Raw genomic sequence first — 25512 nt, forward strand, 5'->3', positions numbered from 1 at the left:
CACTCAGGTTCAAGGCGTCCAGCCGCTTTCGCCGCGGGCTTCACGCTCCGCTTCATCCTTGAGGCGCTTTTCTTCCTCGCGACGGGCGTGAACCGCGTCCCAGATCGCCTTGAGAACCTCTTTGAGGCCCTCCCGCGTGGCGCCGGAGAGGTGATAGGGCGTGACGCCGATCTTCTCTTCGAAGGCGGCGTCCAGCTCGGCCACGGTGTCCGGATCGGCGGCGTCGAGCTTGTTGAGCACCACGATCTCGCGCTTGTCGGTGATGCCTGCGCCATAGGCGTCCAGCTCGTGGCGCACGGTGTCATAAGCGCCCAGCGGGTCTTCGCCGGTGGCGTCGATCAGATGCACCAACAGCGCGCAACGCTCGATATGGCCCAGGAAACGATCGCCAATGCCGGCGCCTTCATGGGCGCCTTCGATCAGGCCGGGAATATCAGCCAACACAAAGCGATTGCCGGTGCCCATCTCCACCACGCCCAGATTGGGGTGAAGCGTGGTGAACGGATAGGACGCAATCTTGGGGTGGGCCTTGCTGGCCACCGAGAGGAGCGTGGACTTGCCCGCATTGGGCAGGCCGACCAGGCCGGCGTCCGCGATCAGCTTCAGGCGCAGCCAGATGGCGCGTTCCTCGCCGGGCTCGCCGGGTTGGGAAATGCGCGGAGCCTGGTTGCGGCTTGATTTGAAGTGGGCGTTGCCCTTGCCGCCAATGCCGCCCTTGGCCAGAAGCGCGCGCTGACCCACTTCGGTCAGATCCGCCAGCAGCGTCTCCTTGTCCTCGTCAAACACCTGGGTGCCGACAGGGACGCGCAAGACGGCGTCTTCGCCGCCCCGGCCCGTGCGGTTGCGCCCGGCGCCGTTCAGCCCCCGCTCTGCCTTGAAGTGCTGCTGGTAGCGATAGTCGATCAAGGTGTTCAGACCTTCCACGGCCTCCACCCAAACATCTCCGCCGTCCCCGCCGTCCCCGCCGTCCGGACCGCCGAACTCGACATAGGCTTCACGCCGGAATGACACGCATCCCGGGCCGCCCCAGCCGGATTTTACATACACTTTGGCTTGATCAAGGAACTTCATGGCTTGCTTTTTATCTGTGTCTTGAGGGCTCTGCTAGCCCGCCATTTGCATCTGGCGGACACGGCCCGTGGCCATGCGGCCGAACGAGAAGGCGTCGAGGGTTTCGCCGGTATAGGCGAAGCCGATTTTTTCCAGCACCCGACCAGACGCCGGATTGTCGTCATAGTGTCCGGCGGTGACCGGCGTCAGGGCGTGCTCAGCCGCCCAGTCGCACATTCCGCGTGCGGCCTCGGTGGCATAGCCCTGCCCCCAGGCGGCGGGCATCAGCCAATACCCCAGCTCCCAGCCCGTCTCATGCTGGTTGAGGCCGATCACGCCCACCGCGCTTCCGGTTTCAGCTTCGCAGATGGCGCGCACCCGGTCGCCCATAACCTGTTCCCGCGCCCGCAGGATCAGGATGAAGGCTTCCGCGAACAGGGGCGGATTCTGCGCCGGCACCCGGCTTGTCATGCGGCACACTTCCGGACGGGCGCTTTCTGGACCGACCCAGGCGGCGTCCTCGATCTTGAGCGGACGCAGAACAAGGCGCTCGGTGCGGATGTCCGCAAAGGCCGCCGGTGTGCTCACTGCGCCCGCTTCATGCTCGGGCGTCTCTTCAGGATCGGTTTGCATGTCTCTCATATCGGCCTCCTTGGGCGCGAACACTGGGCGGGGAGAGACGTGGAACGTAAAAAGGGGAGACGGCGATCCGTCTCCCCTTGAAACTTGGCCGTCTGGCCCGGATCGCCCCTCATCGGGATGGGCGATCACGAGGTCAGTGTCGCCCTATTCAGCTGCGTCCGCGAGCGGAGCAACGGACACGAAGGTCCGGTTGAGCTTTTTCTTCTGGAAGGTCACGCGACCTTCGGTCAGCGCGAACAGGGTATGATCCTTGCCCATGCCGACATTCTCGCCCGGATAATATTTGGTGCCGCGCTGACGGATGATGATGTTGCCCGGAATCACGGCTTGGCCGCCGGATTTCTTGACGCCGAGGCGCCGGCCTTCACTGTCGCGACCGTTACGTGACGAACCGCCTGCCTTTTTGTGAGCCATGGTGCTCTCCTTCTCAGGTTCTGTTGTCGCGTGGCTTAGCCAGCGAATCCTTTGGCTTCAGCGACCCAGTCGCCTTTTTCTGCTTTGACCTTGAGACCCGAGATCTCGCCATCCAGGCGCTCGATCTCGGCGTCGGTCCAGGCTGCAATCTGAGCAAAGCTGGTCACGCCGGCTTCATTCAGCTTGGTGGCGTAGGCCGGGCCCACACCGGTCAGCTTGGTCAGGTCGTCGGACGCGGCGGCGGCAGCCTTAGCTTTCGGCGCTGCTTTTTCAGCTTTCGGCGCCGCAGCCTTCTTGGCCGGAGCGGGCGCTTCGTCAGCCGCGACTTTCGCCGGCTTGGCTTTCAGCTTGGATTTCGTACCCGGCTTCAGGATTTCTGCAACCGAGATGACCGCAATCCACTGGCGGTGGCCCTTGGTGCGGCGATAGTTCTGACGGCGGCGCTTTTTGAAGACCTTGATCTTCTTGTCCTTGCGGATGTCCAGCACGTTTGCGGTCACCGAGGCGCCGTCCACGGCCGGTGCGCCGACGAGGGAATCGCCTTCGCCGCCGATCATCAGGACTTCGTCAAACGCGACGACATCGCCGGTCTCCGCGCTGAGTTTCTCGACGCGCAGGATGTCGCCTTCGGAGACGCGGTATTGCTTACCGCCGGTCTTGATCACTGCATACATGATCGTGTTCCTTTATTTCGGTGCCGTATCCGCGAAAGCCGCGAGATCGGAGCCCTTTTTCTTCGCCGGTTCTTGGTCCGAGCCAGCGTTGTTTCACAAGCAAAGCCCCGCATCGGACGGGTCCGTGCGGGAGCAGAGCGCGCGATATAGACAAAAGAGGGCGCGTGAGTCAACGCAGCAAGGCGCTGCGCCGGGTCTGAGACTGCATGCAGGCGCTCTCTCGAGGTCAGGCTGCGGCGCCCAAGAGACTTGATTTTACCCCCAGCCTTTGCGACACCGCGCATCCCTGAGTTCGGAGAGGTGCCGGAGTGGTCGAACGGGGCGGTCTCGAAAACCGTTGAGCGCGCAAGCGTTCCGAGGGTTCGAATCCCTCTCTCTCCGCCACTTAGATTGATTTAAGGCTTTTTTATCAGTATTTTGACGGATTGATTGGGGATTGTGCCCTAACAGCTGCCCCAATATCGGCTTGCCTGTAGGCTCGCTGCACTTTGCTTCTTACCTCTGAGTATCAGCGAATAGAGCTCGCAAGCTCGCTGCAAGAGCTTAGGTCGCTTGCGACCACGGCATCGCTGCCGAAGGCCTGCCCGTCGCGTGCGTAGTTGCTCTCGAAGCGCTCTAGATAAATGTCTGCGATATTGCGAACATCACGAACCACGAGTTCGGTCTGCTCCAACACAGTGCCACCGCTCTGTGATTGATTGATACGAACCGCAAAGAGCATAAGGGTTTCGCGGCTGGTATCGGTTTGGTTCCACATTTCTTCGCCCAAGCGCTCAGAACCGGCCCATTCCATGACGGCTTGATACAAACCAGCGCAGCGCGTCGGCGCATATCCAGGCGCGGCATCTTCAACAAGGTCATCTAGCGGACGCAATTCCTGAGCGAGGGCAGAGCTTGTGACCAAAATCGCGATTGCGGCGAAAACAGGATTGAACATCGGCTTCACCTCAGGTCGCTCGATATGGCGCTATTCGCAGGTTCCCATCACCATACCGCCAATTCTGGTCGTATATAGACTAAAGCGGAATCCATCTGGCTGAGGTGTCAAAACGAACTCAGCCAAGAAAGGGTGGAAAGCGCCGTGCTCGGTGGGGGAGTATTTGTTCCAAAAATGGGAGGCATTTCCTGGCCCGGCAGGTGTATATTCGAGGTCAGAAATCCACGGTCCACGACCTAACAAGTCAGCAGGCTCGGCTGCGTTATCAAAGCGGGTCAGCAGGTACATTTCATTCATCTGCGGCAAGACAATTATGGTCGCTTGCTCCAGCGTCTCGATAAAAGTGACCGCGCCCGCGGATGTCGCCCCGCCGTCTACGCTGCACGCCAGTCGTGTAGGGAGCTCTCGCGCGCTGGCTGGACCAACGGCGATGAGCGCAAACTGTAACACCAAGCAGAGCCGAACGAACATTCGCTCCCTCACTTCAATTCCGAACCTCATTGTAACACACCGCCATTGGAAGCCTAACGCCGCTTGGCTACTTACCACGTTGTGCAAGGGGCTACTTTTAGCGGTGCAAGCGCCCTCCCGTCCGATCTGCCACCCCAGTGCGCCCGACCTTTCCCCGCCTATTCTTTCTGGCCTCGCACGCGCGTAGTGCTCTCATAATAAGCTCGCGTGCGGGTGAACGGCCCCTTTCATTCCCTGTCGTGCCTTGAACACAGGGGGTCCCCACTGAGCGGGCTCGGCTGGGACCCTAAACGCACAGGGTAACGCCTGAAATGGGACCCGCTGGCTGTGAGGCTGTAGAGCTAAGGCAGTGCTTGCCTTCAGCGTCGCAAGTTTGCCCTATCTCGCACGATGCCTCTCGCTTTCCCAGCTTGATCAAATGAGGCATCATCTTTTCCGCAGGTGGATAAGGTGCAGTGATGAGCCGTCAGTATTTCCGAATGTCGGAGAGCGCCATTCAGGATGGGGAGTACGCTATCATTCGGCTAAACTTGCTCCATAGGGCCGGATATGCGGTGCAGCCACGGCCAATAGACATCATGGATATTGTTGAACTGAGGCACCCCAAATCCCCTCTGGCAACGGTCTATGCAGACGGTGGGGTGGTCATTGGCTCGCTCGTGCAAAGCGACGCCGATAGATACAATTCGAACGTGGATGACCAACGCCGGTTTGAAGACTGGGTGGCAACTGTGAAGCCCCATTGGTTCACAGAGGCAAGACGGAAAGGCGTTCTGACGACACTCTTGGTCAACGCTGTTTTCGTAGGTCTGATATATGTGCTCATACAGATTTTTCGGTGAGCAGCTTCCCCTTACCCAGCCATAACAAACAGGCGTGCTCAGCGAGTGCCTAACTATAGGCGGTGTAAGGGGTCTTGCGGACTAACTGGTGGCGCTAGGCGAACGCCCTTGCAGGCTGGGGGTTTTGCACCTTTCCCCGCGAGTTGCGTTCGCCCATCTCGCTCCGCAGAAAATGCGCCGCGTATGGCGCTATCCGTGCGTCATTGCCCGTCATAGGGGCGGGCGATACGCCACAAATTTTGCGCCGTTGGTTTTTGTTGGGGTCGCCAGCGCTCGAAGCGCTCCGGTTCGGCGGGCCGGTTCTCCGCTGGAAAGCGGCTTAAGGACACAACACGCCCGCGAGCGCCTTTGGGGCCTTTCACGCCGCCGCGTCTTTCGAGAATGAACCAGCCGCGCTCAATGCAGGATTTGACCACTTTCCGGGCTGTATTTTCAGAGCAGCCCAGCATGGCCGCAACGCTGGCGTCTGACAGATCAAAAGCGTTCAGCTTGTCGGGTCGATAAGCCGCCATGACGTGGCAGACCAAATCCCGCCCTCGGCTGCAAAGCGTGCGCCATGCGGGCAAGGTGTACCACTTGGAATAAATCCGTGCGTGTGGTGGTTCACGGCGCGAGCCTGTGTGTTGATTTGTTTTCATGCTCGATTGACAGGCGCTGGGGCGGACCGAAGCCCGCCCCGATTGTCGCCTATGCGCCACCTCCTTCCGGGGCCAGCGCGCGCACTGTGATTATCTCTCGCAGCACATAGCGGGCATGGGTTCCTGGGAAGGGCGGCCCGTGGCGTTCGGAGATGGTTTCGATATTGAACCCCATACGCCGCAGATTGTGCACATAAGCCGACCAGCGCGGCGCCGGTGTGGTCAAGGGCGTCAGCCCTTTAGCTCCGGCCTTGTCGAGCGACAAGAGCGCCCAAGCATTGCGCCCGGATACGATGATGGTGGGGCGCTTGGGCTCGGTGGGGAAGCTGACAGAGATAGATTCACGCATCGCCTCATCCCTCCACATTAAAGCCAGCAAGCTCGGCATAGAGCTTCAGAGTGGCAGGGGGGCTAAACGGCATGCGGGTGCGCATGAAATGCTCTGCATGGCTTAGCCTGCGCCGGTCATCCTGACGGGCTGCAAAGCGGAACAGGGGCAGGTCGTGATGATTGCGCACAGGGGCGCGATTGCGTACATAACGCATTGTTCTAGTCCTATGGCTATGTGGGGTCAGAACGTGCCCTAGCGCTGGTCGCACCCAGCGCTGGGGCTTTTTGTTCAGGGGGTGCGCGGCTCGCCGGACCGCTCAATCAAGGCGTCGAGCGCATCGCGGCGGATCAAGCGGCGCGTTCCGATTTTAAGGCTATCGAGCGAACCTTCCGCGAGCAGGCGGTAAACTTGCGAACGCGAGACGCCGAGATACTCAGCGGCTTTCAGCACTGAAAAGGCTGCGGCAGGTGTTTCAAGGGTCAACATGAGTCTCCATGGCTTCTGATGGCAGTAGCCTTGCAAACTCGCCGAGTGATGTATTTTCCGAAAAATCTGAAGAACGTATAATAGCTATGTTCGGTGTTTTACAGACCAAAACATTGATCTAACCCGTTCGGGAATCTGGGTCCGTGGACCCTGCCTCCAAAACGATGATAGTCTAGGAGCTGATAGTACAGCTTTCGCGCACGCCCAGCGCTCATATGGAATTCTTCGCCCAACAGCTCAAAAAACTCATCATCTACAGATTTGGCTAGGTCAGTTTCAGGGGGTGGCGCGTTCTCGAAAAACCTTTCATGCGACCCTTCCCATCGGGCATACTCTTGGGCAGTACACCCGAACCTTAGGGCTTGAGACGCGTAATAAAAGTCCCATTTAAGCCGCCTCTCACTGCGTATATCTGTTTTCCTCTTTGACGGCTCGCGTGCTGGTCCAAAAACATCTTCCCAAGTTTTTGATTTTCCGGAAATCAGTAGCTCCATCAATCTGTCAAACTCGTCGGCTATCGGCGCGGGTATTGGCTTCCCGTACCGCGCACACATTAAAAGGCAGACCACTATGGCCGCTTTGTTGCCCTGTGCGTAATCGCGCCAATTCTCCCGCATGAGCATTTCCCAGTCGGCGGTGTAACTTTCATGAACATCTTTGGGCGGTGCGTCTGCTACGTTGTAGGCATCAACCGGGTCTATGTGTTCCAGACCTATCCGTCTCTGTTCTTCGATTTTCCGTAGGTGCTGCACATATGGGTTATTTTCAAAGTCATAGTCGTTGCTGTCACTCATTTGGCTCACCGTGCGAATGGGTACACTGAAACTGCGCTAAGAGGTGCTAGGCTTAAATATTGACTCCAAGCCTCCATCAGTCTCCGCCGCTTTTCCAGAGCATCCCCGCGCCGATATGCGCGTTCGACGGCATCACCTACGGCATGCGCAAGCGCCGCTTCCGCCACTTCACGCGGGAAGGCCGTTGCCTCGCCCGCCCAGTCCCTGAAGCTGGACCGGAAGCCATGCACGCTGGCCTTCTCAGCAGGAATGTCCATGCGCCTTAAGACCGCCGTGAGGGACATGTCAGACAGCGGCTTGCCGCGATAGCCGGGGAAAATGATTGCGCTGGGGGCTCCGCCGCTCAAGGGGCGCAAGCTCTCGATAAGGGCAAGGGCGGCATCGCTCAGCGGCACGCGATGAGCTTTGCCCGCCTTCATGCGCTCGGCTGGGACTGTCCAAATCTTGCCTTCAAGGTCGATTTCGGGCCAGCAAGCCCCGCGCACCTCGCCAGACCGGGCGGCAGTGAGGATGAGGAATTCAAGGGCGCGCGCCGATACACCTTCACGCCCTTTTAGGGCGTCTGAAAACTCAGGAAGCTCTGCATAGGGCATGGCGGCATGATGCCCGCGTGTGAGCTTTTGTCGTGCGGGTAAAAGGTTCGCCAAATGCCCTTTCCAGCGGGCCGGGTTCTCACCCTCACGAAAGCCTTTTGCCTTCGCGGCATCGAGCACCTTTTCAATCCGCCCCCGGACCCGTGAGGCGGTTTCCGGCTTGCTGGACCAGATCGGCTTCAGAACGCCCAGAACGTCTTCAGTCTCGACTTTATCAACGGGCAGGCGTCCCAGCGCCGCCGCATCATTGGCCAGCGTGCTTTTCCATTGGTCCTTGTGCTTGGGGTTTCGCCACTGGGGCGCGAGGCTATCGATAACCTCATTGGCGAACTCTCCGAACTCAGGAATGGCCTGTGAAGCCTTTTTGGCGGTGATGGGGTTCACCCCCTCGGCAACATGCGCGCGCGCTTCTGCGGCCCTCTCACGGGCTCTGGCGAGGGTTATGGCGCGAGCGGAACCCAGACCCATCTCTCTCAGCTTGCCGCGCCAGCGGAACAGGAATACCCAGCGCCGCCCCCCGCCCGGTCCAACATTCAGGTAAAGGCCGCCCCCGTCGCCATGCCGTCCGGGCTTAGCGTCATCACGCATCAGCGAGGCGACCGTACGCGCGCTCAGCTTGTTCAGTGTCCGGCTTCCGGCCAACGCCCTGCCCCAATAACTGCCCCAACAAATTACTGGGATTATGTGGTACGCGCTGGGGTGTGTCGAGACATGAAAGAGCGGAAATGCCTTTGTTTGCTTGGTCTTTTTATACGTGGCGGAAAATGCAGGGATGAGAGTTTAACGGACTCTCTCTCCGCCAGGATTGTCTCAAGTGTCTAATGTGTCGTCATGGCTGGGCTCGTGGAAGAGCTCATCGCTGATACTTGCTGCAGACAGCCGCTCAGGGTTGCTGACCGACACCTGACAAGTCTCACGGTGCATTGATGCCGTCACACTGTTCCCGCCAGTAATCTCAGACGTCATCACGGGCGGGTAGGAAGTGACGCTTCACTTGCATGGGGCTGGAGTTTGGAAGTCTCTCGACGAGCTCATATCCCATCAATGTGGCCGGTGTGTAATAGCCTGTCTGCTGCTCTGATGTCGTGAGCAGATGATCGACCACAGCCAATGAGCCGGCGCCCGTCAGGGTGTAGGAATCTTCGGTGGTCATCCGCGCAGTCACACGGTCGCTATGTGGATTTGAGACTTCCCCCCAGAGATAGGTGGTGTTCTGGTCGCGCGCTTGTCTATCCGGACCGACGACAGTCGATTCTATACGACGTTGCAGGAAGCGCAGTATGGGGCCGATCTTCAGCAAGGGCGCCAGCAGGCCGAGCCAGAACACCGCTTTCCGCATCTCTTCGGTCTGTGAGGCATACGTAGTGATGTTCGCAATTCCCGTTGTGTGATGGGCTGTTGAAACATCGCCCCAAGAAATCGCCATGGCCGGGCGCTTGCCCCGACCGAAATCGATCTCTCGTCGTACTGAATTCAAGCCCGTCCTGAGCAATTGTCCGTCGCGCCGCACCCACAAGCCCTTGGCGATGCTCTCCAGAGCTGTTTTGGCTGTACCGGGCGACAGTCCGCCATCGGCATCAAAGCCAAGCGTCAGCTCGGTCGCGTCTGGCAGTTCAAGTTTGAGCCGTAAAGCGAGGCAATCGGTTGGAATGACGTCAAATCCCACGCCCGGACAGATTACGATATTGGCGCGCCGGGCGTCATCATTCAGCGATTTTGCGTATTCGAAGACCGGGATCTCACCGGTGATGTCGAGATAGGAAACCTGGCTGACAAGGCAGGCGCTCAGCATGGGGCGCGCCGTCGCAGAGAAGGGGCCTGCGCAGTGAAGGATGAGATCATAGCCCGCGATACTGCGGCTTATGGCGTCGACACTGGATAAATCAAAGCTCGTCCACTCCAGATCGAGCTCACCGGCCAGCGCGGAAACCGCATCGGCGTTTCTCCCGGCCAGAACGGGGGACATGCCGCGGCGTTTCGCCTCTCGCGCAATGAGTTCTCCGGAATAGCCATTGGCTCCGTAAATCATCCATGTCTTGGTCACTTTCGTTCCCCCTCAGGTGTGCGAGCCGCTCCAAGACACACAGCATACAAATTACTTGAACGCGTTCTATAAATAAAATAGCGTTTTTTGATGTCGGATGCAGAACCTGAAATGCCGCCTCAAAACGCAACTCAGCCGGGACACAATTACGTCCGCGAACGGGTCAGGTCGGGGCCGCTTCCGATGAGCGTCAAGCTGTTTCAAGGCTTGGGCGCCTTGCCAGAAGCCTTGAAGACCTTCGCCTTCAACACCTTTTTGCTACTGTATTACAATCAGATACTGGGTCTGCCGGCGAGCATGGCTTCGCTTGCCCTACTCGCCAGTGTGGTCGTCGACGCGATCAGCGATCCGGTTGCCGGATCTCTCTCTGACGGGCTTCGCACCCGCCTTGGGCGTCGTCATCCGTTGATGTATGCGTCAGTCTTGCCGCTCGCGCTTACCCTGTGGGCCTTGTTCTCGCCCCCGGAGGGTCTTAGCCAGTCTCAGTTGGGATTGTGGCTGCTGTGCTTCGCCGTCACGTCCCGTTTGGCCATGACCTTGTTTCAAGTGCCCTGGTCAGCGCTCTTTGTCGAACTGACCGATGACTATGTTGAGCGATCCGAACTCGTAACCTATCGATGGGCGTTCGGCATTATCGGCGTTGCCGCTTTTACGGCCCTGTCCTGGGGCTTGTTGTTCCAGTCGAGCCCCGAATACCCTGAAGGGCAGCTGGATCCGGGTAATTATGCGTTGTTTGCCTGCGTGCTGGCCCTGACAGTGGCGGCGTTCGCACTGATATCAACAGTGCTGACGCAGCGCGACATTCCCTATTTGCTTCAACCCGTTCAGGGGTCGGTAATGAGTTTAAGCCGGGTTTTGGCTGATCTTCGCCTGAGCCTGCACACCGCAAATTTTCGACTTCTATTCGTGGGCCTTCTGTTTACGGCCGCACTCACCGGAACGGTTGAGGCGCTACGGATCTATCTGTCGACTTATTTTTGGGGTCTCACGCCAGCGGATTTGCAATGGTATGCGCTGGCTGCTCTGGGCGCTTTGGCCGCGATCGTGATTATCCCCTGGCTGAACCGGCGTTTCGAAAAACGAACGCTGCTGGTCGGGACGATGCTGATCAGCATTGCTGATGCGGTTGTCCTGGTCACACTCCGATTTCTTGAGATCCTGCCTCCGAATGGGGATCCCTGGCTGCTGCCAATACTGGTGGCGAATGAGGCGTTTCGAGCCTTTCTCATTGTCATCACCGGGACGATGTTCGTCTCCATGACCGCTGATACCGTCGATGAGCAAGCTCTGGCGACCGGCCGACGTCAGGAAGGCATGTTTTCAGCTGCGGTGTCGTTCTCGAACAAGGCGATATCGGGTCTGGGCATACTCATCGCGGGCTTCTTGCTGGATCATTTCATTGGCCTAGCCCCGGAAACCCGGCCGTCGAGTGTGGACGCAGACAGCCTGATCAGGCTTGGCGGCGTCATCGGCTATCTGATCCCGGCGCTTTACCTGCTGCCGCTCCTGTTTCTGGTTCGCTACGATCTTAATCGGTCGCGACATGCGGACATTCTGGCCGCGCTGGCTTCAAGAGCCCGCCATTCGCCCTCTCAAGCTGAACCCATCAATCCTTAAGCCTGCTGGAGATGAACCCATGTTTCTGCGCAAACGCAAGACGTCTGATCTGCCGATCAACGATGTATTCGGCGAAAAGTTGCTACGGTGTTTCAATGATCCGTCTGATTATGGCGTGCATCAACTCTTCAATGACTGGTGGAGTCAGGCTCCAGAGTCCGTCATTGCCGAATATGCGCGGGATTTTGATGAAAGCGAAGCTCAGAAGGCGTTCTACAATGATGAATTCCTAGCTCCAAAAGTGAGCATGGAAACCTTGAAGTCTTTCAAGCCGGGCACGCTTGGCAGAGGGTTTCACGACTTCATCTCCAATAATGGCCTTGAGGAGAATATCGCTAGAAACTACAAAATGTTGCATGACATGATGAAGTTGACCGGCAAACTCAGAACCATGCCGGAAAACATGCAATATCAAGTCATTCGAGGATTTCAGCTCCACGATGTTTTGCATGTCCTCACAGGATACGAAGCGACAGGTGAGGGCGAAATTGCTCTGCAAGCCTTCTGTTTGGCTCAGTTTCGCTTCCCGTACTTTGCCATGTGGATGAGCGTTATTACGACGCGTGTTGCGATGATCGAACCTGAGTTGATTGACACAATGATGACAGCCATCACCGATGGCTGGAGCTATGGGAAGCGGGCGCGGAACATCCAGTTTGAAAAATGGGAAACCCGACTGGATGAGCCTTTAGCGGACCTGCGCCGGGAGTTCGGCCTGGATTGCGACCGCTTCGGTCTGGCGGCGTAGGGCCAGAAGGCGAGCCAGCGCGCACAAGCCGTGACAGCCTTTAAGCCATGAAGTAAAGCCACAGCATGGCCAGGCCCAAGATGTCACAAGAAGCGCGCGCACGAACGCGCGCCAGGATCGCAGACGCCGCTCTTGCGCTTTACCGGGAAGGGGGGCTCGAGGCGGTGACGATGCGCGCGGTGGCCGCGAAGCTCGGAGCGGGAGCGTCCTGGCTCTACGGGCATTACGCCAACCGTACCGCTCTGCTCGATTCCATATGGCAGGAAGCCATTCAGTCACGCTTCCAGACTGTTATTGATGAGATTTCAAGCCTGGACGATCCGGTCGAACGCCTCAGATGCGCATTGCTCGGCTATGCCCGGTTTGCTTTGGAAGAGCCCGAAGTCTTCCAGGAAGCCTTTCTTCAGACCCTGAAAATTGATCGAAGCGAAGCTCAGAGATCAGCGCCTTATCTCGCGCTGCTCGAGCGGTTGCTCGACGACGCGGGCCAGTGTGGCGCGTTGAGGGGAGAACTCGATACGCGCCACACAGCACAGATGCTCTGGTCGGCCGTGCATGGGTCCGTCAGCTTGCCTGTCAATCTGTCAGGAATGGACCTCGAGCCGAGCAAAGCGATCGTCTTTGATGTCGTGGACACGATGCTGCGAGGCTTGTGCATGCCCCGTGTCCACGACAGGCCGTCATGATCAGAAGCGGTAGCGCAGCTGGACGCCGTATGTTTTCGGCTGGCTCGGATAGCCACTAAAGCTGCCTGCCTGAGCGACAGCTGGGAAGGCTGAAATCAGGTATTCGTCGCCGGTTAGGTTGCGGCCCCAAGCACTCAGGGACAGGGCTTCATTCAATTCCCAGGTGACGGTGGCGTTCAGGGCTTCGACTTCACGCGTGAGCCCTGGTGTGTTGAGGGCGATATCAACCTCATCCTCCCAGGCGTATGACGCGCTGGCGACAAGCCGCTGAGCATGCGCCAGCTCATGCACATAACTGCCTCCAATCACAAACGCCCAGGCCGGAATTCCGGGCGGTGTCGTTCCGGAAAGATCGATTTCGTTGCCGTTCCCATCAAAGAGTCCCGAGCGGACGAAGCGGTCAAACTCAGGGTCGAGATAGGTAACGGCCGCATTCAAGGCGAAGGTGTCGGTCAGTTGAATGCTGGTGTCGAATTCAACGCCAAACGTACTTTGCCGTCCTGAATTTCTGAGCTCGAAGCCCGTGCCGTTAAAGATGTTGCTCTGGAAGCCGTCAATGACCTGGTCGAACACGGTCAAATTGAAGGCGAGGCGGTCAAACTGGGCTTTTAAGCCGATCTCGTAGACCGTGGCTTCTTCCGGACCGGCGAAGCGAGAACCGGTCGTCAGGTTTGGCAGAGCCAGCCCTGTATCGCGGATCGGTGATGGCGGCGGATTGGTGACCGGCGAGCCGGGCACGAAGTCGTCCGGAGATGGCCGGGAGTCGATTCCGAGATTGATCGAGGACGCCTTGAAGCCTGTCGCATAGCTCGCATAGAGATTGACATTCTCGCTCAGATCATAGCTGGCCCGCAGAGTATAGGTGATGTCTCTGTCAGAGGTGCGTCCATCCTCCACTGCATTCGGGACGTTCAGGAAAGGCGGCAGGAATTGAAGCGGCTGCAACGCCAGTAAGGGGTTGATCGCTGGGTTTGTGGCATTGTCTGCGCCAAACTGGAAGGATCCTGCTTGCACGCTTGCAAACTGTGTCGGGAAGGTGTTGGCGACAAAGGCGACCTGCGTGGGGTCTGTAGGGTCAATGCCAAAGAGCGTTGCGAGTTGTTGACTGAAAACCGTCTGACCTACGACCTGGCTTCCGATCGCCACAAGGTCCAGAGCGGAAAAGCCGTCAGTGGAATTGACGTTCAGCGCGAAGTCCTTTTCGTCCTCGGTGTAGCTGACGCCGGCCGTGAGCGTCAGCCGTTCTGAAACATCAAAATCCAGCTGGCCGAACATCGTGAAGGCCTCGTTCTCGAGCGTGCTCTGTGTGAACATGCCTTGGCCAGATTGTTGAAAAGTTCCAACCGGGATGCCCAGAATTTGCTGCTCAACCTGCGCGATGCCGCCGCCAGACAGGAAGTCGGCATAGGCCCTGAAATCGTTGCCATAAGTGAGTTGATTGCCGCCCTCGATGTCTTCGGTGAAGAAAAACGCTCCGATAAGGCCGTTGAGCGGCCCATCAAAGCTGGTGGCCAGGCGAAGCTCTTGAGTGAAGGTTTTGATTTCGCCCTGGGTGGCGTTGGAACTGAGCAGGTCGGCGCTGGTGAAATCGGAATCCTGGTTCGCTTCGGAGTGCACCTCGCGATAGGCCGTGATCGATGTCAGCGTCAGGTTGTCAGAGATGTCCCAATCGGCTTGCAGCGACACACCGTAATTCTCAATCAGGTTGGTTGAGCTGAAATTGTTCGCAACGACGTACCCAAAAGGGGCCTCCGGGACGACCGTCCCTCCCAAGGCCGTGATGACGGCGCCGGTGGGGCCGTTAATCACATTCGTGGCTTCGCAGCAGATTTCATCGATTTGATCGTAATCGGCAATCAGGCGGAAGGTGAGATCTTCTCGCGCCAGCCATAACGCTTGTCCGCGCGCATACCAGCGATCGCGACCGTTGGTGTCGTCTCCCGTTCCGATGTCTTCTATGTAGCCGTCACGCGAATTCATGCCCGCGGCCAGGCTGAGGGCAAGGTTTTCGCTGACAGGGCCGGTCACATCGCCGCGTAAAACCACGGCGTCATAATTGCCGTAGGACAAATCGAGATTGCCGCCAAAAACAAAGGCAGGCTCGGCCGTGATCAGAGAGATGATACCGGCCGACGCGTTCTTGCCGAACAGCGTGGACTGAGGCCCGCGCAGCACCTCGACGCGTGAAATGTTGGGCAGGTCGCTGATCTGGGCTGCCGAGCGAGATCTGTAAACCCCGTCAATAAAGACACCAACGCTGGGTTCGATGCCGGCATTGTTCGCGCCATTACCAAACCCGCGGATGATGAAGTTGGTGTTTGCTGAGCTTTGTAGCTGGTCCACCCGCAGGGACGGGACAGCTGTCTGAAGGTCCAGCAGATCCCGGATCTGGTTTCGCTCGATTGTTTCGGCATCGACCACCGACACTGCGACAGGAACCTCTTGTAGGGTTTGCTCCCGTTTCGTCGCTGTCACGACGATAACATCCGAGGCTGCTGTCGCAGGATCTGTCTGTTGAGCGGTCGCTTCGTGAGGCAGTATCAGAGCTGCCAAGGCTGACGTGATGAAGAGTGATCGATGCATTTGAATAGTCTCCCCTGTGTCGCTCCGTATTTTCAGAACGCGTTCTTTTATGTAAACGCATAAAACGTATTTCTCTGAATTGGAAGTGACAAGCCGGGTTTCACGCCTGAAATCGTCTTTTGAGTTTGGAACTGAAATGCATTGGCGGGGTGCGAACCTCTAGCCGCAGGCTTTTATGGGAGCAGCTATCTCCCGGCATTGGGCGCTACTGTGCTGTCACGGCGAGGGCGCTTGCCGCTTCTCTTGCTCAATCAGCAGATGCGCTGATGTCTGGCCGGTATGAGATGCGCCCAGAAGGCGGTGCTCCGCATCTGGGTTGAAAGGGACCGCGCCACATTGCGTGAGCCCTGTCGTATTCCCCTTTTGAAGGGGCCTGCATGGGCCAATTTTCCTATGGGTTTCTCTTTTCGGACAGTGCTTTGACGTGTCAGAAGCAAGACTTCGGACCGCTTGCAGTTTTGCTGCAGGGGACTAGAACAGACCTATGACCGACACATCTGAATCGACCCATGCCGGGCGCAACAAACCGGCTGCGAAAGACCGGCTTCATCGCCGCGAATGGATATTGAATGCTGCGATCCGTTCGTTTGCGTCGCGTGGATTTGAAGGGTCGACTTGGAAAATCATTGCTGAAGCCGCTGGCGTGACCCAAGGCCTGATCCGGTTCTATTTCGGGGATAAGGAAACGCTCTGGCGCGAAGCGGTTCAGCGAGCGCGTGATGACCGAATTGCGCATATGCCGCCCTCTGCGGTTCAGGACGGGAACGTCGATCGCGCAGGCGTTGAGCGCTGGCTGCGAGCCTATGCCGAACATGTCGCGCGCTTTCCCGAAGAAGCGCGCATCCTCACACACGAAGCTCAGTTCCCGACGGAAAGACTACGCTGGGCGGCCGAACGGTTCATGCGTGAGGATGCAGACGCCTTTATCGATGCGGTCCGGACTTTGCAGGCGCAAGGCTGGTTTCCAGGCATGGACCCTCATGCGCTGCGCTACATGATGGTGGGAGCGGCTCAGTACAAATTCCTTGTGCCGGGCGAGGCTGAGCTTCTGACCGGGCAGGATCCGCGTACGGATGAGGGGATAAAACGTCATGTCGATGCTGTTGTGGCGTTGTTCATGACACATGCGGGAAAGCCCTGACGCCAGCACGTTAAAGGTTCGACATGACGTCCTGCAGCTTGGCGAAGCCCGCCTCTAACGCCCCCCGGTGAGATGTCGAGTAACCGCCGTCAACGGCGATCACCTGACCTGTTACAAACGCTGACAAGTCAGAAGCCAGGAACAATGACGGCCCGCAGATGTCCTCGGGCTGGCCCAGATGCCTGATGGGCTGCTGGGTGGATGCCTGATGCTCAAGCACTTTTCTGGCAACGCCCACCGGGTAGCTCTCTTCATAGATGGGCGTCAGGACGATGCCGGGGGCCAGCGCATTGACGCGAATATTGCGATCACCCAGATGCAGCGCGGCAGAACGTGTCAGGGCTGTGACAGCGCCCTTGGTTCCGCTGTAAATGAAGCCGGACGTGCCCCCTGACAGGGCTGCGATCGACGCCATGTTGATGATCGAACCGCCTGACTTGGACATGGCCAGGGCTGCATGTTTGATTCCGAACATGACGCCTTTCTGATTGACGGCATGAAGGCGGTCCATGGCCGCCTCCTCGATCTGGGTTGGATCATCATAGTCCGACCCGATGCCGGCATTGTTCACCATGACGTCGAGTTGTCCGAAGTGATCCAGAGCGGCGTTCGTCAGCGCTGACACCTGACTCTCAATGCTGACATCACAGTGTTGGAAGGCGGCGCGTTCGCCCAATTCATCCGCGGTCGTTTGCGCTCCGATATCCTTGTCGGCGAGCAGCACATTTGCGCCAGCGGCATGAAAGGCGCGTGCGATGGCGAGACCGATCCCTTTGGCGGCGCCGGTGACGATTGCGGTGCGGCCCGTAAGCAGGCCCGACATTTGAGACGTTGACGACACGAGACTTTCTCCCAATTATGTAATTACATAATTTATAGTGAAGCGGGGAGACAATGGCCACTGTCGACGACAATCACGCTTACCTGATGCCCGCGCATTTTGGGGGGCAAGTTCCGGATGGTCAGCCGACGATCTATGATGACACGACCGCTCTGACGGTCTTCTACTCTTCGGATCCTGATGCGCTTGCGTCGCTTCTGCCCGAAGGGTTTGAGCTCAATGAGCCAGAAATCATGGTCTCCATGATGGAGAACCGCGGCGTGCGGTGGATGGGCGGTGAGCCGTATAATATCGTTGCGGTCAACGTCTCTGCACGACATGGGAACATTGTGGGCTGGTACAGTCTCGTGGTTTGGGAGAACAAGGCCACGCCCATTATTCCCGGGCGCGAGCAAACCGGAATTCCGAAAATTTTTGGCGAGGTGGAGAGTATTCGCCGTTATCCTGATGCGACCGCACGCAGCTGGTCTCATTACGCAGGGCATACCCATGTCGAATTGGCTGTCTCCGGCGTTCGAACCGCATCGTCAGAGGAAGAGGCGCTCATTCGCGACGGCTTTTCGACGATGGATTGGTTCGGATACCGCTATATCCCGAAGACAGGCTTGACCGGGGCGGAGAGCGCACAAGCGATACTCTTTCCTCAAAGTTTTGAAATTTCCCGTGTCGAGGTCGGCGAGCCTAGCCTCTCCTGGTCGGTTCCGCCCCTGCACAAGAATCCGACGCAAGCGCATATAATCGGAGCGCTTGCGGCAATGCCCATCCGTGAATACTCACGACCGGCGGTTATTCTGGATGCACGGGCAATCCTGCATGGCGAGAAAGCGCGAGTGCTTTGATGGGGATGTCCATGTCGGGCGCGGCCTGAGCGGACAATCGGACTCCGACCCTTAGAAACAAAATTGAACCTTTCGGAGATGGCGGACTGGGCCAGTCGGCGATGGCGGGCCCGTCAGCCTCACCTTGGCGCAAGACAGCACGCGGCTGGATTTTCAGGGCTGGACTGATCGCCAAGGAGATCCGAGGTCTGCGTTAAAGGTGTCCGGTCTCAGGCCTGGAAGCGTGTTGAGCGTCTAGCGCACGCCGGTTGGCGGCAACTTCTTCAGGGCCAAGCGGCCATTTCCAGATCAGAAGCGCCGCTGGCAAGTAGAAAACGGCGGGTAACCAGCTGAATGTGCCTGCAACAGCAAGCAGAGCGGTGGCGTCATTGTCTTGTGTCGGCTCAAATCCAAAAAGCCCAGGCAGAGCAAAGGACAAGGCGGTGCCCACCGTCAAAGCCAGTTTTAAGACAATTCCGCCGACAGCCATGAAACGCCCTGTGCGAGCCTCGCCAGTCTTCAAGGCGTCAAGATCGATCACGTCCGCGAAAACGGAATAGGGCAACGCCAAAATGGCGCCCAGGGAGAACGCGCTCATGCAGGACGCCGCGAGCGCTCCCCAGGCGCCCAGAATCCACCCTGCAAGCGGCACCATGGCCGTCAGCAATAGCGACCAGATCAGCGCGAGTGCGAGCGCCTTGTGTTTGGGTATGCGTGTTGCGAGTCGTGTCCAGAACGCCAGGCCGAGTAGTGAAACACCCCAACACGCCAGCAGATTGATACTGTATAGTTCAGGGCGATTATAAACGTTCCCGAACAAGAAGTAGTTCATGGCTCCGCCGGGCGTTATGCCTATGTAGATTAGAAAAACGACAAGCATATACCATCGAAAGTGCCTGTTCCGGAAAACGCTGCCTTCGTGACGGGATGGCTCAGGAATTGTGCCGCTGAGAGTTTGCGGTAGTAAAAAGGTCAGCGCCAGCAAGATCGGTGTTGTGATCAGAAGTGCTATGCTGATGATGTGTAGTGCTGGCCCAAGTCGGGTCTCTTCTCCCAGGGCGAGCCAGACAGTGATCATGATAGCCGCAATACTACCCACACCCCCCATGACTTCCCGGGCGGAAACGATCTTGGTGCGAACATTGTAGTCTCTTGATAGTTCAGCGCCCCACGACACATAAGGCAATTGCACCAGCGTCAATCCGAAAAAGACGAGAACGAACCAGACCAGAAAATAGGCGCCGCCAGCAGTCTCAGAGGGGTGAAACAGCATCCACATGCTTGCCAGAAACACGGGCGCGCCAAGGGCGATCCAGATTTTCCTGCGACCAAACCGTGACCGCGTTCTATCAGATAAGGCTCCAACCAGCGGGTCAGTGATGACGTCTGAGGCCCGGCTGACAAGAATAAGCGCTGAGATCATGAGCATGCCCAGCCCAACTTCACCGGCATAGAACGCTGGCGTGAAGTTCAGGAGCGCCAATGTCGCCATTGCGATGAAAAACTGCGGCAGTGCGTATAGGAGCAAGGCAGTTGAAGTCGTGCTGATTTTCAAGGGCATCCGCGCACATGGGCTAAATTGCTGAAAATAGAGTTTTTATGTAAACGCATAATGATGGGGTGTCGATAGTCGTTTTTCGCCGGTTATGATCAGCGAAGCATTTGTAATCTAACTCACTCGAGCCATTCCCTGGCGGCGTGCTGAATGGCAAGGAGGCTTGGTTCAGCCGTGACACTGAGCCGGGTGATTTAGGGAGCGTTGTCAGCTGCGTCGGCTTCTGAGGGCGCTCGGCTCTGTCCGTGTGGGATGGCGCTTGAGGCGTTTTACAAATGCAAAGGCTCTGGCTGGATCCCAAGCGATGTGCGGATGCGCACGGTCACGCTTAGTGGTTCGTGCGGCTGGTGCGTCTTTTGATGCCGACAATGATCAGTGAGATCAGTGCAGCCAACACAGCCCACACGACCGCAATGACCACACTCAGGGGTAAGACGGTCGTCAGCAAAGAAGGGCCAGTACCGGTCACGAGTTCCATGTACAGCGTGTATAGGATCAAGATCAGCTCAAAGGCGCCCACACCCCAGATGAATATGGGTTGAAAAACCTCAGTGAACCGGGTTTCCAGATCTTGGGGATTATCCATGATCCTAGCGTTATCCTAATCCCCTGAGTGAAGGCAAGAGCGCCAATCCTGCTGCAGTCTCAATAAAGAACCCGTCATGCGCAGCTCGGGGCCCATGCCTTTTTCAGGCCGGGTCTGACGGTGGGGCGCCTCCGGTCAACGGAACGGATCGGCGTATGAGTCGTTATCTCTCCAGTCCCGACTGGAAGGTTTATGACATGGCTTTGACATATACGCTGATTGGAACGCCGTTTTCCGCCGCCACGATCAAGGCGCGCCTGTGTCTTCGCTGGGCGAACCTGCCGATGACCGAAAAGCCGGCGACTATGAGCGTGGTGCAGGCCTATATCAAACCCCGTCTGAAGACTGTTGCGACGCCTGCAATCCTGGGCTCTGATCAGACCGCCTTCACCGATACGCGCGCTCTGCTGGACACGTTGGGCCGCGAGCATGCCGCCCAGACCTTGTTGCCAAGCACGCCCGCGCAACGCTTCGCCAGCGATTTGCTGGAAGCGTGGGCGGATTCTGAATTGTCCCAGCAGGCGGAATACATCTTCTGGGTCTGCGAGCGTGAGGAGGCAGAGACGCGCCTGACGCAACTTTTGGAAGCAGACAGCACATCGGGGCAGGCTGATCGTCGGGCGCGGCTCGTTGCGGCCCAGGTGCGCAAGCATTTTGCAAAACTGGGTCTGAACAAAGCCGCTCAGGCACAGATTGTGTCTCGACTGGATGAGACCCTCACGCGCCTGGATGCAGCGCTGGGCGATAGCCCGTTTCTCTTCGGAGACCGTCCCGCAATGGCGGAGTTCAGTCTGGCGGGCGCTCTGCAAGTGCTGGCGCAGACACGCGCCGGGGACGATTTGCTCAAGGATCATACGCGTCTCGACGCCTGGCGCATGCGGCTCAGCGCGATTGACGGCTTGACCCAAGGGGATCATCGCAAAGTCAGCTCGAGCCCGTCCGCCTTCATGCAGTTCATGCGTCAAGTGGCCCAGGAATTCGTGCCCCGCGCCCTCAACAGCGCGTCTGCCGTGTCTGACTGGGCGGAAGCCAATCCCGGCCTGCGTGCTCTGCCCGACCAGATTACGCTCGGCGGTTCTGGCGGTCGCTCATCGCGCCGAAAATCCGCAGCGCATGCAATCTGGTCACCGCGCGATGCGTACTGGCTCTCGCGTCTGGGTGATCAGGCGCGCCCGGCGCACGGGGTCGAGAATGCTGAACTGTATCGCCTGCTGAAGACCATCGGTCTATTGCCCTTACGCGACTTCGTGCCGCCCAGAGAGATTGTGGCGCAGAACCATCGTCTGGAATTGACCTTGCGGGACGTGCAGTCGGAAACCAGCCACCAGTCCTTGCGAGAGGTGGAGACCGCGCTGATGCTGGCCCGCCAGTCTTCTGCTGACATTGCGGAACTGGCAGCGATCCACGTTTAGGCTCTACTCGCCGATCGGCGGGCGCGCGCCGCAAGGACGACTTGCATCGCGGGTTCTCCGTCAGAACACCGACAGATTGGTTTCGTTCGCAAACACTTCGAGCGCGCGGGTTCCGGCGAGGGAATTGCCCAGCTCATCCAGCTCGGGCGACCAGACGCAAATCGCATACTGGCCGGGGATGACCGCTGCGATTCCGCCGCCGACGCCTGATTTGGCGGGAATGCCGACCCGGAACGCAAAGTTTCCGACCCCGTCATAAAGCCCGCAGGTCAAAAGCAGGGAATTGATGCGTTTGGCCCGCAGGGCGGGCATCAGGGTTTCACCCGTCACCGGATGCTGACCGCCGGCCGCCAGAGGCAGGAAGGCGCGTGCAACGTCTCTGCAGGTCATGGCGACGGAGCATTGGCGATAATAGGCCGCCAAGACATCCTCGACGCTCGCTTCCAGATTGCCCTGGCTTTTCAGGAGATGCGCGATCGCGGCATTGCGGTGCCCGCTATCCGCTTCGGAGCGGGCCACTTCTTCATCGATATAGATCTGCTCGCAGTTTGCATATTTGCGGATCAGTCCCAAGATCTGCAATACGGGGCTGACGAAATGGGTGGTGATCACATCGGTGATGACAATCGCCCCGGCATTGATGAAAGGATTGCGCGGCAAGCCTTGTTCGGCTTCCAGCTGAAAGAGTGAGTTGAACGCCGTGCCGGATGGCTCTCGTCCGACCCGGTCCCAAACCCCCGCCGCGCCGGGGGACTGCAGCGCGAGCGCCAGCGTGAACACCTTGGAGATGCTCTGGATCGAAAACGGAGTGTCGCTGTCTCCGGTGGACCATTCCGTCCCGTCAACGCCGCATACCGCCATTCCGAACTGATTGGGATCGATCCGGGCCAGGGCCGGGATGTAATCAGCGACGCGCCCCTGGCCGATCTGCTGTCGGGCTTCGCTCGCGCAATCTTCAAGAATGGATGCAAGCTCGAGGTTTGCTTTCGCCATGAAAGACCATCTTTGTCAGGGGTGTGTCGTTGATGACGGTAGTCGATCACAGGGCGTAAGCGAATAAAACCCGTGTAAGGTCTTCCCGTCAGCGCGCTTCGTTTCACACCGGACACGGCGATTTGTGTTCGACACGACCACATTTTGTCCCATGAGACGGGGGCATATGGCTCTTATGCGCGGCGTCTGAATAAAAAAAGCCCGCCGGAAACCGGCGGGCTTTCAGTCAGCTCATGGCTTGAGCGTTAAGCGGCTTTCTTGAGCGCTTTTTTTGCTTTTTTCAGCTTGGCTTCCTGGTTTTCGATCTTCGCCTTGCGCGTTTTGATCTCTTTTTTCAGCTCTTTGACTTTCTTCGACGCCATGTCGGGTCTCCTTGTTCAGTGAGGCGCATCTTTTGGGGTCAGCCGCGCTCTTCAGATGTGTGGCGGGCGATGAAGCCCTTGATGTAGAGGCGCAATTCCCGGGCGGCGCTGGTGTCCAGGTCATCGCAAAGCTGTACGAATTGATCGCGCTGGTCCTTGTTCAGGCGAATGACTAGCTGGCTGTCTTTTTTCTTTTTCGCCTTCTTCTCGTCCGCCATCGCGCAATCCGATCTCGCATCTGCTATGCAACGGCTATGCAATGTATATACATTTTTAGCGAAGTCCAGAGTTTAAGACGGTTTTGTGACGTTGCGCGCAGGGCGCCCTGGCGCCGACATGCTGCACCGCACAGCGGCTTTTCATTGCGCCGCGCGCTGTGAGGGTTACACCGCCCTCCATGCTTACGATCTCAAATCTCGATTACCGCATCGGCGCCCGCTCGCTGTTTGAAAACGCCTCGGCGCAAATCTCCAGCGGCTGGAAAGTCGGGCTGGTGGGCCGCAACGGTACGGGCAAATCCACCCTGCTCAAGCTGATCCGCGAGGAGATCGACCAGCCGTCGCCGGATTCCGCGATCCGTCTCGTGAAGGGCGCGCGCATGGGCTGGGTTGCCCAGGAGGTCGAGGCGTCTGATGACACCATCCTCGACGTCGTGCTGGCCACTGATGAAGAACGTCACGCCCTGATGCAGGAAGCGGAGACTGCGACCGATCCCGACCGCATTGGTGACATCCATATGCGGCTGGCGGATATCGACGCCTGGTCAGCGGAATCACGCGCGGCGGAAGTCCTGATGGGGCTGGGTTTCAGCGATGCCGATCTCTACCGCGCGACGAAGGAGTTTTCAGGCGGCTGGCGCATGCGCGCCGCCATTGCCGGGGTCTTGTTCTCGGAACCTGATCTGCTTCTGCTCGATGAGCCGACCAACTATCTCGATCTGGAAGGTGCGGCCTGGCTTGAGAGCTATCTGAAGAAATACCCGCACACGGTTCTGATCGTCAGCCACGACCGTGAAATGCTCAATCGCTGTGTCACCCACACGATGGCGCTGGAGCATCAACAGCTTTCGGTCTCGCCGGGCGGGTATGACGCCTGGCTGAAACTGCGCGCCGCCAAGACCGCACTCTTGGAAAGCCAGCGCGCCAAGCAAGAGGCCGACCGCGCGCACCTTCAGGCTTTCATTGACCGGTTCGGCGCCAAGGCCTCCAAGGCCAGCCAGGCGCAGTCTCGCGTCAAACGGCTTGAGAAGATGCAGGAGATCAGCATTCCGATCGCCGAACGCACCACGCCCTTCTCTTTCCCCAGCTCCGCCGACACGCTGTCTCCGCCCTTGCTTCAGTTGCGAGACGCTGCGGTGGGGTATGGCGAAGAGGCGGTGATCCTCAAGGGCGTCGATCTGCGGCTGGATCCTGAAGACCGTATCGCCATTGTTGGCGCCAATGGTCAGGGCAAGACAACGTTGGTGAAATCCATCGCCGAGCGTCTGCCGCTGATGTCGGGCGACCGCACCGCCCCGCGCGCCTTGCGCATTGGCTATTTTTCGCAAGATCAGATGGATGAATTGCGTCCGGGCGAGACGGTGCTGCAGCATGTGCAGGACGCCTTGCCTGCGGGCTCGCCTGAATCCAAGCAACGCGCCGCTGCGGCCGCCATGGGCTTTCCCCATGAGAAGGTCGGCACCAAGATCGAAAAGCTGTCAGGCGGCGAGAAAGTGCGCCTGCTGCTTGGGCTGATGGCGATGGAAAAGCCTCATGTGCTGATCCTCGACGAGCCGACCTCACACCTCGATATCGACAGCCGCGAAGCGCTGATCTACGCGCTCAATGATTACAAGGGCGCCGTTATTCTGATCACGCACGATGTCTATCTCGCAGAAGGCACCGCTGATCAGCTCTGGCTGGTGAATGACGGCAAGGCGACGCGCTATGACGGGAATCTCAATGATTACCGTAAGCTGATCCTTCAGGCCGATCGCGGCACGATCAAACTCTAGGGGCGGCGTCGCGCGCGGCTTTGCTCCGGGCGTGCTTGCTGGCGCGCCCCGATACGCGCTTGCGCCAAAGCCGGAAGCTTGAAGGCTTTAACGACTGGCGCATGATCGCGATGACCTCGGGCTCGCTCAGCCCGGTGTCTGTTTTGATCGCTTCAAAGCTGACATCGTCCGCCCAGGCCAGGGCGATGATTTCGCTGATCTCTTCGGGCGTCATGGCTCAATTGTCCTGTTGGCGTGACGGACGTTGAGCTAGGGCGAGAG

General features: G+C 58.3%; 27 protein-coding genes and 1 tRNA gene. 8 read left to right on the forward strand and 20 right to left on the reverse strand.

The features are described 5' to 3' along the window. Nucleotides 1–9 precede the first annotated feature (9 nt). The 4 genes from obgE to ACP154_RS06430 all read right to left on the reverse strand — a co-directional run bounded on the left by obgE (nt 10) and on the right by ACP154_RS06430 (nt 2780). The gene (obgE, locus tag ACP154_RS06415) at nt 10–1071 is read right to left on the reverse strand and encodes a GTPase ObgE (protein WP_133724592.1); all 1062 of its coding nucleotides are present in this window, start codon (nt 1069–1071) and stop codon (nt 10–12) included. Nucleotides 1072–1104: 33 nt separating this feature from the next. Next, a complete protein-coding gene (locus ACP154_RS06420) occupies nt 1105–1692 on the reverse strand; it encodes a GNAT family N-acetyltransferase (RefSeq protein ID WP_133724593.1) in 588 nt (195 codons plus the stop codon). A 144-nt stretch (nt 1693–1836) separates the two neighbouring features. After that, a complete protein-coding gene (gene rpmA, locus ACP154_RS06425; protein WP_022700614.1) occupies nt 1837–2106 on the reverse strand; it encodes a 50S ribosomal protein L27 in 270 nt (89 codons plus the stop codon). Nucleotides 2107–2141: 35 nt separating this feature from the next. Beyond that, entirely contained in the window at nt 2142–2780 is a 639-nt protein-coding gene (locus ACP154_RS06430; RefSeq protein WP_421860732.1) for a 50S ribosomal protein L21, read from the reverse strand. 294 nt (nt 2781–3074) lie between these two features. Between ACP154_RS06430 and ACP154_RS06435 the strand changes: the two genes are divergently transcribed. Continuing rightward, nucleotides 3075–3164 (forward strand) — tRNA-Ser (locus ACP154_RS06435). Nucleotides 3165–3288: 124 nt separating this feature from the next. Here the strand turns inward: ACP154_RS06435 and ACP154_RS06440 are convergent. The 9 genes from ACP154_RS06440 to ACP154_RS06480 all read right to left on the reverse strand — a co-directional run bounded on the left by ACP154_RS06440 (nt 3289) and on the right by ACP154_RS06480 (nt 9916). After that, nucleotides 3289–3717, reverse strand: coding sequence for a hypothetical protein (locus tag ACP154_RS06440; RefSeq protein WP_421860729.1), 429 nt, complete (start codon nt 3715–3717; stop codon nt 3289–3291). Between the two features lie 30 nt (nt 3718–3747). Continuing rightward, entirely contained in the window at nt 3748–4188 is a 441-nt protein-coding gene (locus ACP154_RS06445) for a hypothetical protein (protein WP_421860727.1), read from the reverse strand. Between the two features lie 1042 nt (nt 4189–5230). After that, a complete protein-coding gene (locus ACP154_RS06450; protein WP_421860725.1) occupies nt 5231–5542 on the reverse strand; it encodes a hypothetical protein in 312 nt (103 codons plus the stop codon). A 175-nt stretch (nt 5543–5717) separates the two neighbouring features. Then, nucleotides 5718–6017, reverse strand: coding sequence for a winged helix domain-containing protein (locus ACP154_RS06455; RefSeq protein ID WP_421860722.1), 300 nt, complete (start codon nt 6015–6017; stop codon nt 5718–5720). A 4-nt stretch (nt 6018–6021) separates the two neighbouring features. Then, nucleotides 6022–6213 (reverse strand): hypothetical protein, encoded by a 192-nt coding sequence (locus tag ACP154_RS06460; protein WP_421860719.1) that lies wholly within the window; start codon nt 6211–6213, stop codon nt 6022–6024. A 74-nt stretch (nt 6214–6287) separates the two neighbouring features. After that, a complete protein-coding gene (locus ACP154_RS06465; protein WP_421860717.1) occupies nt 6288–6485 on the reverse strand; it encodes an excisionase family DNA-binding protein in 198 nt (65 codons plus the stop codon). A 98-nt stretch (nt 6486–6583) separates the two neighbouring features. Continuing rightward, nucleotides 6584–7279 (reverse strand): hypothetical protein, encoded by a 696-nt coding sequence (locus tag ACP154_RS06470; protein ID WP_421860714.1) that lies wholly within the window; start codon nt 7277–7279, stop codon nt 6584–6586. Nucleotides 7280–7284: 5 nt separating this feature from the next. After that, complete coding sequence (locus tag ACP154_RS06475; RefSeq protein WP_421860712.1) at nt 7285–8514, reverse strand: tyrosine-type recombinase/integrase; 1230 nt, start codon at nt 8512–8514, stop codon at nt 7285–7287. Nucleotides 8515–8827: 313 nt separating this feature from the next. After that, the gene (locus tag ACP154_RS06480) at nt 8828–9916 is read right to left on the reverse strand and encodes a saccharopine dehydrogenase family protein (RefSeq protein ID WP_421860709.1); all 1089 of its coding nucleotides are present in this window, start codon (nt 9914–9916) and stop codon (nt 8828–8830) included. A 183-nt stretch (nt 9917–10099) separates the two neighbouring features. Here ACP154_RS06480 and ACP154_RS06485 point away from each other — a divergent pair, with 183 nt between their 5' ends. The 3 genes from ACP154_RS06485 (at nt 10100) to ACP154_RS06495 (ending at nt 12967) form a co-directional block, all read left to right on the forward strand. Further along, nucleotides 10100–11533: an MFS transporter gene (locus ACP154_RS06485; RefSeq protein ID WP_421860707.1), complete on the forward strand. Its 1434-nt coding sequence runs from the start codon at nt 10100–10102 to the stop codon at nt 11531–11533. 19 nt (nt 11534–11552) lie between these two features. Continuing rightward, nucleotides 11553–12281, forward strand: coding sequence for a Coq4 family protein (locus ACP154_RS06490; protein WP_421860704.1), 729 nt, complete (start codon nt 11553–11555; stop codon nt 12279–12281). 65 nt (nt 12282–12346) lie between these two features. Then, on the forward strand, nt 12347–12967 hold the full coding sequence (locus tag ACP154_RS06495) for a TetR/AcrR family transcriptional regulator (protein WP_421860701.1): 621 nt from the start codon (nt 12347–12349) through the stop codon (nt 12965–12967). Here ACP154_RS06495 and ACP154_RS06500 read toward each other — a convergent pair whose 3' ends face one another. After that, complete coding sequence (locus tag ACP154_RS06500) at nt 12968–15550, reverse strand: TonB-dependent receptor (RefSeq protein WP_421860698.1); 2583 nt, start codon at nt 15548–15550, stop codon at nt 12968–12970. Nucleotides 15551–16034: 484 nt separating this feature from the next. On the opposite strand from ACP154_RS06500, the gene ACP154_RS06505 reads away from it, so the two are divergent. Next, a complete protein-coding gene (locus ACP154_RS06505; RefSeq protein WP_421860695.1) occupies nt 16035–16691 on the forward strand; it encodes a TetR/AcrR family transcriptional regulator in 657 nt (218 codons plus the stop codon). A 10-nt stretch (nt 16692–16701) separates the two neighbouring features. Here the strand turns inward: ACP154_RS06505 and ACP154_RS06510 are convergent, their stop codons facing one another. Next, a complete protein-coding gene (locus ACP154_RS06510; RefSeq protein ID WP_421860692.1) occupies nt 16702–17532 on the reverse strand; it encodes an SDR family NAD(P)-dependent oxidoreductase in 831 nt (276 codons plus the stop codon). A 53-nt stretch (nt 17533–17585) separates the two neighbouring features. Here ACP154_RS06510 and ACP154_RS06515 point away from each other — a divergent pair, with 53 nt between their 5' ends. Further along, complete coding sequence (locus ACP154_RS06515) at nt 17586–18371, forward strand: acetoacetate decarboxylase family protein (RefSeq protein ID WP_421860689.1); 786 nt, start codon at nt 17586–17588, stop codon at nt 18369–18371. Nucleotides 18372–18564: 193 nt separating this feature from the next. Here ACP154_RS06515 and ACP154_RS06520 read toward each other — a convergent pair whose 3' ends face one another. Beyond that, the gene (locus ACP154_RS06520) at nt 18565–19911 is read right to left on the reverse strand and encodes an MFS transporter (protein ID WP_421860686.1); all 1347 of its coding nucleotides are present in this window, start codon (nt 19909–19911) and stop codon (nt 18565–18567) included. A gap of 322 nt (nt 19912–20233) precedes the next feature. Next, nucleotides 20234–20491, reverse strand: coding sequence for a hypothetical protein (locus ACP154_RS06525; protein WP_421860684.1), 258 nt, complete (start codon nt 20489–20491; stop codon nt 20234–20236). A 155-nt stretch (nt 20492–20646) separates the two neighbouring features. On the opposite strand from ACP154_RS06525, the gene ACP154_RS06530 reads away from it, so the two are divergent. After that, nucleotides 20647–21903 carry a glutathione S-transferase family protein gene (locus ACP154_RS06530; protein ID WP_421860682.1) on the forward strand — a complete coding sequence of 419 codons (1257 nt, stop codon included), beginning with the start codon at nt 20647–20649 and terminating at the stop codon, nt 21901–21903. 60 nt (nt 21904–21963) lie between these two features. On the opposite strand, the gene ACP154_RS06535 is transcribed toward ACP154_RS06530, so the two are convergent. Together ACP154_RS06535 and ACP154_RS06540 are read right to left on the reverse strand one after the other, a co-directional pair. Then, complete coding sequence (locus ACP154_RS06535) at nt 21964–22896, reverse strand: glutaminase (RefSeq protein ID WP_421860681.1); 933 nt, start codon at nt 22894–22896, stop codon at nt 21964–21966. Between the two features lie 400 nt (nt 22897–23296). Next, complete coding sequence (locus tag ACP154_RS06540) at nt 23297–23476, reverse strand: hypothetical protein (protein ID WP_421860679.1); 180 nt, start codon at nt 23474–23476, stop codon at nt 23297–23299. 179 nt (nt 23477–23655) lie between these two features. Here ACP154_RS06540 and ACP154_RS06545 point away from each other — a divergent pair, with 179 nt between their 5' ends. Beyond that, complete coding sequence (locus ACP154_RS06545; protein WP_107713638.1) at nt 23656–25251, forward strand: ABC-F family ATP-binding cassette domain-containing protein; 1596 nt, start codon at nt 23656–23658, stop codon at nt 25249–25251. Here the strand turns inward: ACP154_RS06545 and ACP154_RS06550 are convergent. Continuing rightward, a complete protein-coding gene (locus ACP154_RS06550; protein WP_107712215.1) occupies nt 25241–25465 on the reverse strand; it encodes a TIGR03643 family protein in 225 nt (74 codons plus the stop codon). The genes ACP154_RS06545 and ACP154_RS06550 overlap by 11 nt on opposite strands. Nucleotides 25466–25512: the final 47 nt, after the last annotated feature.

This window comes from Oceanicaulis sp. (genome assembly GCF_965249665.1).
GTDB lineage: Bacteria > Pseudomonadota > Alphaproteobacteria > Caulobacterales > Maricaulaceae > Oceanicaulis.

What these genes read in the sequence shown, in the direction of transcription:
- obgE (WP_133724592.1), bottom strand. Translation starts at nt 1,071, where the DNA reads ATGAAGTTCCTTGATCAAGCCAAAGTGTATGTAAAATCCGGCTGGGGC.
- ACP154_RS06420 (WP_133724593.1), bottom strand. Translation starts at nt 1,692, where the DNA reads ATGAGAGACATGCAAACCGATCCTGAAGAGACGCCCGAGCATGAAGCG.
- rpmA (WP_022700614.1), bottom strand. Translation starts at nt 2,106, where the DNA reads ATGGCTCACAAAAAGGCAGGCGGTTCGTCACGTAACGGTCGCGACAGT.
- ACP154_RS06430 (WP_421860732.1), bottom strand. Translation starts at nt 2,780, where the DNA reads ATGTATGCAGTGATCAAGACCGGCGGTAAGCAATACCGCGTCTCCGAA.
- ACP154_RS06440 (WP_421860729.1), bottom strand. Translation starts at nt 3,717, where the DNA reads ATGTTCAATCCTGTTTTCGCCGCAATCGCGATTTTGGTCACAAGCTCT.
- ACP154_RS06445 (WP_421860727.1), bottom strand. Translation starts at nt 4,188, where the DNA reads ATGTTCGTTCGGCTCTGCTTGGTGTTACAGTTTGCGCTCATCGCCGTT.
- ACP154_RS06450 (WP_421860725.1), bottom strand. Translation starts at nt 5,542, where the DNA reads ATGGCGGCTTATCGACCCGACAAGCTGAACGCTTTTGATCTGTCAGAC.
- ACP154_RS06455 (WP_421860722.1), bottom strand. Translation starts at nt 6,017, where the DNA reads ATGCGTGAATCTATCTCTGTCAGCTTCCCCACCGAGCCCAAGCGCCCC.
- ACP154_RS06460 (WP_421860719.1), bottom strand. Translation starts at nt 6,213, where the DNA reads ATGCGTTATGTACGCAATCGCGCCCCTGTGCGCAATCATCACGACCTG.
- ACP154_RS06465 (WP_421860717.1), bottom strand. Translation starts at nt 6,485, where the DNA reads ATGTTGACCCTTGAAACACCTGCCGCAGCCTTTTCAGTGCTGAAAGCC.
- ACP154_RS06470 (WP_421860714.1), bottom strand. Translation starts at nt 7,279, where the DNA reads ATGAGTGACAGCAACGACTATGACTTTGAAAATAACCCATATGTGCAG.
- ACP154_RS06485 (WP_421860707.1), top strand. Translation starts at nt 10,100, where the DNA reads ATGAGCGTCAAGCTGTTTCAAGGCTTGGGCGCCTTGCCAGAAGCCTTG.
- ACP154_RS06490 (WP_421860704.1), top strand. Translation starts at nt 11,553, where the DNA reads ATGTTTCTGCGCAAACGCAAGACGTCTGATCTGCCGATCAACGATGTA.
- ACP154_RS06495 (WP_421860701.1), top strand. Translation starts at nt 12,347, where the DNA reads ATGGCCAGGCCCAAGATGTCACAAGAAGCGCGCGCACGAACGCGCGCC.
- ACP154_RS06500 (WP_421860698.1), bottom strand. Translation starts at nt 15,550, where the DNA reads ATGCATCGATCACTCTTCATCACGTCAGCCTTGGCAGCTCTGATACTG.
- ACP154_RS06505 (WP_421860695.1), top strand. Translation starts at nt 16,035, where the DNA reads ATGACCGACACATCTGAATCGACCCATGCCGGGCGCAACAAACCGGCT.
- ACP154_RS06515 (WP_421860689.1), top strand. Translation starts at nt 17,586, where the DNA reads ATGGCCACTGTCGACGACAATCACGCTTACCTGATGCCCGCGCATTTT.
- ACP154_RS06520 (WP_421860686.1), bottom strand. Translation starts at nt 19,911, where the DNA reads ATGCCCTTGAAAATCAGCACGACTTCAACTGCCTTGCTCCTATACGCA.
- ACP154_RS06525 (WP_421860684.1), bottom strand. Translation starts at nt 20,491, where the DNA reads ATGGATAATCCCCAAGATCTGGAAACCCGGTTCACTGAGGTTTTTCAA.
- ACP154_RS06530 (WP_421860682.1), top strand. Translation starts at nt 20,647, where the DNA reads ATGAGTCGTTATCTCTCCAGTCCCGACTGGAAGGTTTATGACATGGCT.
- ACP154_RS06535 (WP_421860681.1), bottom strand. Translation starts at nt 22,896, where the DNA reads ATGGCGAAAGCAAACCTCGAGCTTGCATCCATTCTTGAAGATTGCGCG.
- ACP154_RS06540 (WP_421860679.1), bottom strand. Translation starts at nt 23,476, where the DNA reads ATGGCGGACGAGAAGAAGGCGAAAAAGAAAAAAGACAGCCAGCTAGTC.
- ACP154_RS06545 (WP_107713638.1), top strand. Translation starts at nt 23,656, where the DNA reads ATGCTTACGATCTCAAATCTCGATTACCGCATCGGCGCCCGCTCGCTG.
- ACP154_RS06550 (WP_107712215.1), bottom strand. Translation starts at nt 25,465, where the DNA reads ATGACGCCCGAAGAGATCAGCGAAATCATCGCCCTGGCCTGGGCGGAC.